Here is a 7,863-nt window from a genome sequence, read left to right as displayed (position 1 = left end):
TGCGCGAGCACTCCCGAGTCTACCTACCGTATCGTCAAATGAAAGATGCGCCATCGGCGCAGCGGGGTTTCTGTTCGCCATCCTGCATACGGCTTGATGAAAATTCTCTCGCCCTGTCATATCGGAACAGGATCTAGCGCCTGATGACGCTGATCTCGTTCAGGCCGAGGCCCATCACCACCAAATATGATCGGCGAACAGGGCCTCGAAATTGCGGTGGTAGAAGTGCTCACGCAGGGGCTCGCCAGTGCCCGCCAGGGTGCGCTCGTAGCGGCCGATGGGATCGTCCGTGCCCTCGTGGTGCGGATAGTCCGAGGCGAACATCAGCATATCCCCTGCGCCACTCGTCAGGAGCCAGCCGATGTCCTCGCCGGCGAAGGGCGTCACCTTGACCTGGCGCTGCATATATTCGGAGGGCAGGAGGGTCAGGTGGCCCAGGTCCTGCAGCCGGCGGAAGGCGCGGAAGGACTGGTCCAGGTGCTTCAGGAAGGACACCACCCAGGAGGCCCCCAGCTCCACCACGGCGATCCGTAGGCGGGGAAAGCGCTCGAGCACGCCATCGAAGATCATGGCCGCCAGGAAGACCTGGGCCTCGAAGGGCATGCCCATGTAGCTGACGGCGTCGGTGGGGGCGTCGCCGGTGCGGTGGATGGGTGTCTCCCGGCCGTTGTTGAACACCGCCTGCGGCACGGGCTCGTAGGGCGCGCCGGTGGCGCCGATGTGCAGGGTAACGGCCAGGCCCAGGTCCTGAATCCGCGCCCAGACCGGGTCGTAGGCCGGATGGGTGAAGCCCATGCCCCCGGGCGGCGGCAGGGTGTCGACCAGCACGGCGGGCAGACCCAGGGCGACAATCTCGCCAAGGGCCGCCAGGGCCGCCTCGGGGCCGTCGGCCAGGCGCAGATAGCCCACCCCGCCCATCCGCCGGTCTGCACCGCAGAAGTCCGCCAGGCCCCGGTTCAGGGCCCGGACGCCGCCGGCCAGCACCTCGGGATCCGTGGCGGCGATCACCTGGTTGAAGGCCTCCGTGGGGAAGACCAGGTAGGCACCAAAGCCCATCAGGTCGTTGGCCCGCTTGCGCTCTGCGCCATCAAAGGCGCCCAGGCCATGCCAGCCCTTGAACTTCATGGACATGAAGTCCGCCTCGGCCTCGGCCCGAAGCCGGGCGTCCGTACTGCGGGCCTGGAACCTGCCGACCGCGTCCGAGACGGCGGACAGGACCCGAGCCTCGCCCTTACCGAAGGGCGCCAGACGCGCCCGGATGTCCGGGTCGGCGAAGGCCGAGACCCAGTCAGACCGTTCCATCATGTGAGTGTCGGCGTCGAGAATGAGCGGCCGGTGGGCGTAGGGCATTTGGCTTCCTCCAGCCTGGCGGTCTTGGGCGGCACCTGGACGGCCAGAGTGTTCCCTTAAAACGCCCGGCTTGAAAAGCCGCAGATCAAGTCTCGCGAACCTTGCCCGCCACCGCCTCGGCGGCCCGGTCGAGCTCCGGGCCGGTGACGGTGGTGAGGTCGATGCGGCCAAGCTCCGGCCGCTCGTGCTGGCGGGAGGAGCGGCGGTAGGCCGGGTCATAGTGGGTCTCGACGAGGTCGAGGGCCACGGGCTCAAGGTCGCCGGCCTCCAGCCGGGCCCGCCATTCGGCCAGGCGCCGGGCGCCGGGCTTGCTCGGCAGGCGGGAGAGGAGGGCCATCAGGGCCTCCACGTCCCCGGCGGTCTCGGCATAGACCCCGGCGAGGTAGGCGGCGCGGGCCTCGGGGGTGGCTTCCAGGCGGATCGAGGGGGCCTGCGACATGGCGGTCCAGACGGCGGGGGGTACCATGCGCTCGCCCACCTTGCTGGACTCCGCCTCGATCACCACGGGCCGGGCGGGATCAAAAGCCTCCAGGGCGCCGAGGAGGCGGCTCTCGAACATCTTCTGGGCCGGCTGGGGACGGCCCGGCAGGGCGCCGAGCAGGGAGCCCCGGTGCTCGGCCAGACCCTCCAGGTCCAGGACCTGGACCCCCAGGCCGGGCAGTCGCCGCAGGACCTCAGTCTTGCCCGATCCCGTCGGTCCGTCGAGCACCACGGCCCGGAAGCCAGGAGGCGAGTCGTAGAGCCGGGTCGTCACCTCCCGGCGATAGGTGCGGTAGCCGCCGGCCAGCACGCCGACCCGCCAGCCTACCTGGGACAGGATGTGGGCCATGGCCCCCGACCGCATGCCACCACGCCAGCAGTAGACGAGGGGCCGAAAGCCGCCGGGCTGGTCGGCCAGGGCGCCCAGGAGATGGCCGCCGATGTTCCGCGCCACATAGGCGCCGCCGACCTTGCGGGCCAGGAAGCGCGACTGCTGGACGTAGAGGGTCCCAACCTCAGCCCGCTCGGCATTGTCGAGGACCGGCAGGTTGACCGCGCCGGGCACGTGGTCCTCGGCAAACTCGCCGGGACTGCGCACGTCGATCACCATGTCGAAGCGCGCCCGGGTGGCGGCGTCGGCGGCGTCGACGGTCTCGGGCCCGCTCATCGGGCGGGCCCCTTCCGGCCGGAGGGGAAATGGCGGTCGCAGGTCATGGGGCGCTGGTATACACCCGCCCCGGGACAGTCTGAACAGGAGGCTCGGGGCATGGCGGAATCCGCGACAGGAACGCAGGGGCCGGTGCGCCTGACCAGCCTGGCCCATGGCGGCGGCTGCGGGTGCAAGATCGCCCCCGGCGTCCTGCAGCAGATCCTGGCCGGTGCCCCCCAGGCCGCGCCCTTTGCCAGCCTGATGGTCGGGACCGAGACCTCGGACGACGCGGCCGTCTGGCGCCTGAACGACACCCAGGCCCTGATCGCCACCACCGACTTCTTCATGCCCATGGTGGACGATCCTCGGGACTTTGGCCGTATCGCCGCCGCCAATGCCCTGTCCGACGTCTACGCCATGGGCGCCAGGCCCATACTGGCCCTGGCGATTGTGGGCATGCCCATCAACGTCCTGCCGGTGGAGACCATCCGCGGCATACTGGCGGGGGGATCAGAGATCTGCGCCGAGGCGGGAATCCCCGTCGCCGGCGGCCACTCCATCGACAGCCTTGAGCCCATCTACGGCCTGGTGGCCCTGGGCCTGGTCCATCCCGACCGGGTCATGACCAACCGCGCCGCCCGGGCGGGGGATGAACTGATCCTCGGCAAGGCCCTGGGTGTGGGCGTGCTGTCCGCCGCCTTCAAGCAGGGCCGGCTGGACGCCGAGGGCTATGCCGCCCTGGTGGGCTCGGCCACCCGGCTCAATACGCCGGGACCGGACCTTGCGGCCCTCGACGGCGTCCATGCCATGACCGACGTCACCGGCTTTGGCCTCCTGGGGCACGGGCTGGAAATGGCCCGGGGGGCGGGCCTGACCCTGGCGATCGACCCCCTGGCGCCCCGGCTCCTGCCCGGGGCGGAGGCCCTGGCCCGGGAGGGCGTGCGTACGGGCGCCAGCGTGCGCAACTGGGAAAGCTACGGCGCCGACGTCCGGGGCGCCGAAGACCTGGACACCTGGCGGCGGGACCTGCTCAGCGATCCCCAGACCAGTGGCGGCCTGCTGGTCGCCGCCGCGCCGGAGGCGGCCGGAGCGGTCCTGGCGCACCTGCGGGCCGCAGGCTTCGACGCCGCCCGGGTGGGCCGCTTTGCCGAGGGGCCGGCGCAGATCCGGCTGGTGCCCGGCGCCTGAGCTCTCAGCCGAGGTCGAGGACTTCGGCCACCTGGGGATCGGCCAGGACCTCCGCCGGCGGACCGCACGCAAGGATGCGCCCGGCCTCCATCACCGCCAGGCAATCAGCAAGGCCGGCGGCCGCCTCCAGGTCGTGAGTGACGAGCAGGATGGGCGGGCCCTTGGCCTGCCGCAGGGTGGACAACTGGTCGCGCACCCTTCGCCGGGAGCGGCGGTCCACCGCCGACAGGGGCTCATCGAGGAGCAGGACCGAGGGCCTGCGCGCCAGGGCCCGGGCCATGGCCACCCTCTGTTGCTGGCCGCCGGAGAGGTTGGCCGGCTTGCGGTCCTCCAGGCCAGCGAGGTCCAGGTCCGCCATCAGGCGGCGGGCGGCCTCCGTCGCCTCGTCCCGGGGCAGGTCGCCCATGGCCATCCGGATGTTCGCCAGGGCCGTCAGGTGCGGCAGCAGGGCGTAGGCCTGGAAGACCAGGCCCGTGCGGCGGCGGAAGGGTGGGACGAAGATCCCGGCTTTCGTATCCAGCCAGACCTCGCCCGCGCAGGTGATGCGCCCTTCGCCCGGACGGACCAGGCCGGCGACGATCCGCAGGAGGGTGGTCTTGCCCGCGCCGGAGGGGCCGGTCAGGGCCAGGATCTCGCCGGGCATAAGCTGCAGGTCCGCGGCGACCCCGGTGGGCCCACCCCGGGAAAAGGACAGGCTGAGGGCGGGTTCAGCGGTCATGTCGCGCCAGCCGGGAGCCCAGGGCCTGGACCGCGATGATGGCCGCCACCGAGACGGCGACGAGGGCCGCCGCCAGGACGCCCGCGCCGGCGTCGTCAAAGGCCTGGACCCGATCGTAGATGGCCAGGGCCGCCGTCCGGGTCTCGCCGGGAATGGAGCCGCCGATCATCAGGACGACCCCGAACTCGCCCATGGTATGGGCAAAGACCAGGACGAAGCCGGTCAGGACGCCGGGCCAGGCGAGAGGCGCCTCGACGGTCCAGAAGGTCCGCCAGGGACTGAGCCCGCTGACCCAGGCGGCCTCTCGCAGCTCGGGCCGGATGGCCTCGAAGGCCCGCAAGGCGGGCTGGACCGCGAAGGGCAGGTTGGCGACCAGGGAGGCGGCCACCAGGCCCTCGAAGCTGAAGGCGAGGCCCTTGCCGAAGACAGCCGTCCAGAGGGCGCCGAGGGGGGAGGCCTGGCCGAGGGCGGCCAGCAGGTAGAAGCCAAGGACGGTGGGCGGCAGGACCAGGGGCAGGGCGATGAGCCCCTCCAGGACGGCCCGACCCCGACGCACCTGATAGGCCAGGGTGCGGGCCACCAGAACCCCGACCGGCACCAGCAGGCAGGCCGTCCAGAGGCTGAGCTTGAAGGACAGGGCGAAGGCGACGGCGTCCATGGCTCAGGCGCTCCCGTCCGGAGCGAGGCCGAAATCCCGCAGGACGCTACGGGCCTGGGGGGTGGCGAGGAAGTCGAAGAAGGCCCGCGCGGGGCGCCCGGCACCGCGCAGGATCACCGCAGTCTGCGCCAGGGGCGCATACAGGGCCGTGTCGATCCGGGCATGGGCGCCAGCTCGGGTCAGCTCGGGCCCGAGGGCCAGGGACAGGGGCAGGAGGCCGGCATCGGCACCCCCGGTCAGGGCAAAGCGTGCGGCCTGGGCGGCGGAGTCTCCCAGGACGAGGCGGGGCTTGGCCAGTGGCCAGACCCCCAGGGCCGTCAGGACTTCCCGGGCGGCTCGGCCATAGGGCGCATGGTCCGGATTGGCGATGGCCAGCCGCTGGAGGCGACCGTCCCTCAGGGCCTGGACCAGTTCAGCCACCCCACCGGCGGGGCGGACCCCGGATCCGTTCCGGGCGAAGAGAACGAGGCGGCCCTGGCCGTAGACGCGTCCGGGTCCCACTGTTCGGTCCCCCGCCGCCAGGCGCTGGACCAGGCTCGCCTCGGCGCAGAGGAAGACCTCAAAGGGGGCACCCGCCTCGATCTGCCGGGTCAGGGCACCGGAAGACCCGAAGGTCAGCCTGACGGGTCCGCCGCCGGCGCGCCGGAACCGCTCGGCGATGAGGGGCAGGGCACCGGTCAGGTCCGAGGCCGCAGCGACCAGGGGACCAGGCTGTGCCCAGGCCTGTCCGGGCGCCAGGGCGATCAGTCCGGCCAGGGTCCGCCGGGTGAGGGACACGCGAGAACTCCGAAGTCAGGGCGGCAACCGCAGGCAAGGGTAGTCGTCTTCACCGCCGGGCGAAAGCGCGCTCGGCCCGCTTCCGGCCTCGCCGAAAAAACGCTCTAGCCCAAGACGAACCGACGTCACATATTGGATCCGTTTCCGGTACGGAGAGCGCCCTTAATGCTTTCCGACCGCTAAAACGGGGAGTGAAATTATGAAGTCGAGATATTTTGCAGGCGTGTCCCTGCTCGCCGCCAGCTTTGCCCTGGCCCCTTCAGCCTTTGCTGCGGACAAACCAACCACGCCCAACACGGTCGAGGAAGTGGTCGTCACCGGCTCATTTATCGCCGGTACGCCCGAGACTGGCGCCCTGCCGGTCGACGTAGTGGGTGCAAAGGAACTCGCCCAGCGCGGTTCGCCCAGCATGGTGCAGTTCATCAAGACCATCCCGTCCTCCGGTGCGGTGATCGGCGAGAACAACCGCTTCGGCGCAGGCAGCGGCGGGGCCACCATCAACCTGCGCAACCTGAATTCGGCCTCGACCGGTGCGCGGACTCTGGTCCTGCTGAACGGCCGTCGGATCCCGGTCTCGCCGCAGATCATCAGCAGCGTCGACGTCAACCTCCTGCCCATCGCCGCGATCGGCCGGGTCGAGGTGCTCAAGGACGGCGCCGCGGCCACCTACGGTTCGGACGCCATCGCCGGCGTGGTCAACTTCATCACCCGGACGGACCTCGACGGCTTCGAGGTCGGCGGCAACTACCAGCTCATCAACGGTTCCGACGGCGACTACGACCTCACCGCCGCCTGGGGCCACAAGTCGGACTCCTTCGACATCCTGCTGGCCGCGGGATACCGGCACCGCTCGCAGCTGCCGATCCAGGAACGAGACTGGGCCCTGCACAGCGGTCCTGAGGGCTACCTGGTCAATCCGCTGGGCGGCTGGGCCGGCACCGGCAACCCCGGCCAGTACCAGTACCCGTCGGCGGCGCCCGCCGGGTCCGCCAACACGGGCTTCACGACCGCCACCTTCGCCGGTGGCCTACCGGACATCGGTTGCGCAGCCAACGGCGGTGCGCCCTATATCCTGGGCTCGACGTCGGTCTCGCCCACCTCCTGCAACTTCCAGTACACAACCTTCGACCGCCTGGTGGAGAACGAAGACCACTGGCAGATCTACGGCCAGCTGAACGCCGACCTGACCGACACGATCTCGGCCCATGTCGAGGTGCTCTACGCGGGCCACGACACGCCCCAGCAGGGTTGGGCGGTGACGGGTCCTAACCAGTTCCCCGCGCCGATCCTGGCCTCGGGCGCCTCGCCGGGCGGCGGCGTCTCCCCGATCCCGGCCTCCGGCACGGGCGAGCAGTCGCGCTTCTACATCCCGTCGACCAACCCGGGCCTGGTCACCCTGCTCAGCCAGATCGGCGGCGCCAACTGCAATGGTCCGGTCTTCCCTTACGGGATCGATGCGGCCACCTGCGCCACCGGCCTCACTGCCGCCAAGTTGGGCCTGAACAACGCCGGCCTCTACGGCGTGGCCACGTCGAATACGGCCTGGCGCCCGATCGGCTTCGCGGGGAACGCTTCTGAGCCCGATAACCGCAGCCACTACAGCTACCGGATCGAGACCTGGCGCATCGCCGGCGGCCTGAAGGGGGAATTCTCCGAGGGCCTGCCCCTGCTGGGCGGGGTCAAGTGGGAGACCTCGGTCACCTACCAGGAGCAGGACTACAACTACAACCTGGAAGACATCTCGGTGAACCGACTGCAGCTGGCCCTCCGGGGCTATGGCAGCCGGGAAGGCAATGCCGACTCGTGCACCCCCGCTGAAACCGGCAACTACACCACCAACGCGGGCAATGCGGCGTTGGGCTGCTTCTACTTCAACCCCTTCACCAACGCCTTCGCCCAAAGCATGTCGAACGTCGGGGCCAACCCCTTCTGGGTGGGGACCTCAGCGGTCGCAGGCTTCAACGAGGCCGCCAGCAACCGCTCCACTGTGGTTGGCTGGATGTTGGAGAAGCAGGTCAATGAGATCCAGTCCCGGCTCTTCGC

The 7,863-nt window shown here is 70.4% G+C and carries 7 protein-coding genes; 2 read left to right on the top strand and 5 right to left on the bottom strand.

Annotated features, from left to right (window positions below; all coding sequences use genetic code 11):
* Positions 1–174: 174 nt before the first annotated feature.
* Positions 175–1,350 (bottom strand): amidohydrolase family protein, encoded by a 1,176-nt coding sequence (locus WCJ52_RS09850; protein ID WP_336903130.1) that lies wholly within the window; start codon positions 1,348–1,350, stop codon positions 175–177.
* 85 nt (positions 1,351–1,435) lie between these two features.
* On the bottom strand, positions 1,436–2,497 hold the full coding sequence (mnmH, locus tag WCJ52_RS09845) for a tRNA 2-selenouridine(34) synthase MnmH (RefSeq protein WP_336903129.1): 1,062 nt from the start codon (positions 2,495–2,497) through the stop codon (positions 1,436–1,438).
* A 99-nt stretch (positions 2,498–2,596) separates the two neighbouring features.
* Between mnmH and selD the strand changes: the two genes are divergently transcribed.
* Positions 2,597–3,667 carry a selenide, water dikinase SelD gene (gene selD, locus WCJ52_RS09840; protein WP_336903128.1) on the top strand — a complete coding sequence of 357 codons (1,071 nt, stop codon included), beginning with the start codon at positions 2,597–2,599 and terminating at the stop codon, positions 3,665–3,667.
* 4 nt (positions 3,668–3,671) lie between these two features.
* On the opposite strand, the gene WCJ52_RS09835 is transcribed toward selD, so the two are convergent.
* The 3 genes from WCJ52_RS09835 to modA are packed head-to-tail and all read right to left on the bottom strand — an operon-like array spanning position 3,672 to position 5,820.
* Positions 3,672–4,385 carry an ATP-binding cassette domain-containing protein gene (locus tag WCJ52_RS09835; protein ID WP_336903127.1) on the bottom strand — a complete coding sequence of 238 codons (714 nt, stop codon included), beginning with the start codon at positions 4,383–4,385 and terminating at the stop codon, positions 3,672–3,674.
* Entirely contained in the window at positions 4,375–5,043 is a 669-nt protein-coding gene (gene modB, locus WCJ52_RS09830; protein WP_336903126.1) for a molybdate ABC transporter permease subunit, read from the bottom strand. Before modB ends, WCJ52_RS09835 begins: the two co-directional genes overlap by 11 nt.
* Positions 5,044–5,046: 3 nt before the next feature.
* On the bottom strand, positions 5,047–5,820 hold the full coding sequence (gene modA, locus WCJ52_RS09825) for a molybdate ABC transporter substrate-binding protein (RefSeq protein ID WP_336903125.1): 774 nt from the start codon (positions 5,818–5,820) through the stop codon (positions 5,047–5,049).
* Between the two features lie 199 nt (positions 5,821–6,019).
* On the opposite strand from modA, the gene WCJ52_RS09820 reads away from it, so the two are divergent.
* The coding region (locus tag WCJ52_RS09820) for a TonB-dependent receptor plug domain-containing protein (protein WP_336903124.1) at positions 6,020–7,863 on the top strand (1,844 nt) is incomplete at its 3' end.

The sequence above is a fragment of the Phenylobacterium sp. genome (genome assembly GCF_037138395.1).
In the GTDB taxonomy this organism is placed as follows: domain Bacteria; phylum Pseudomonadota; class Alphaproteobacteria; order Caulobacterales; family Caulobacteraceae; genus Phenylobacterium.
Note: the sequence above shows the minus strand (reverse complement) of the source record. Positions and strands in the feature narration are given on the sequence as shown.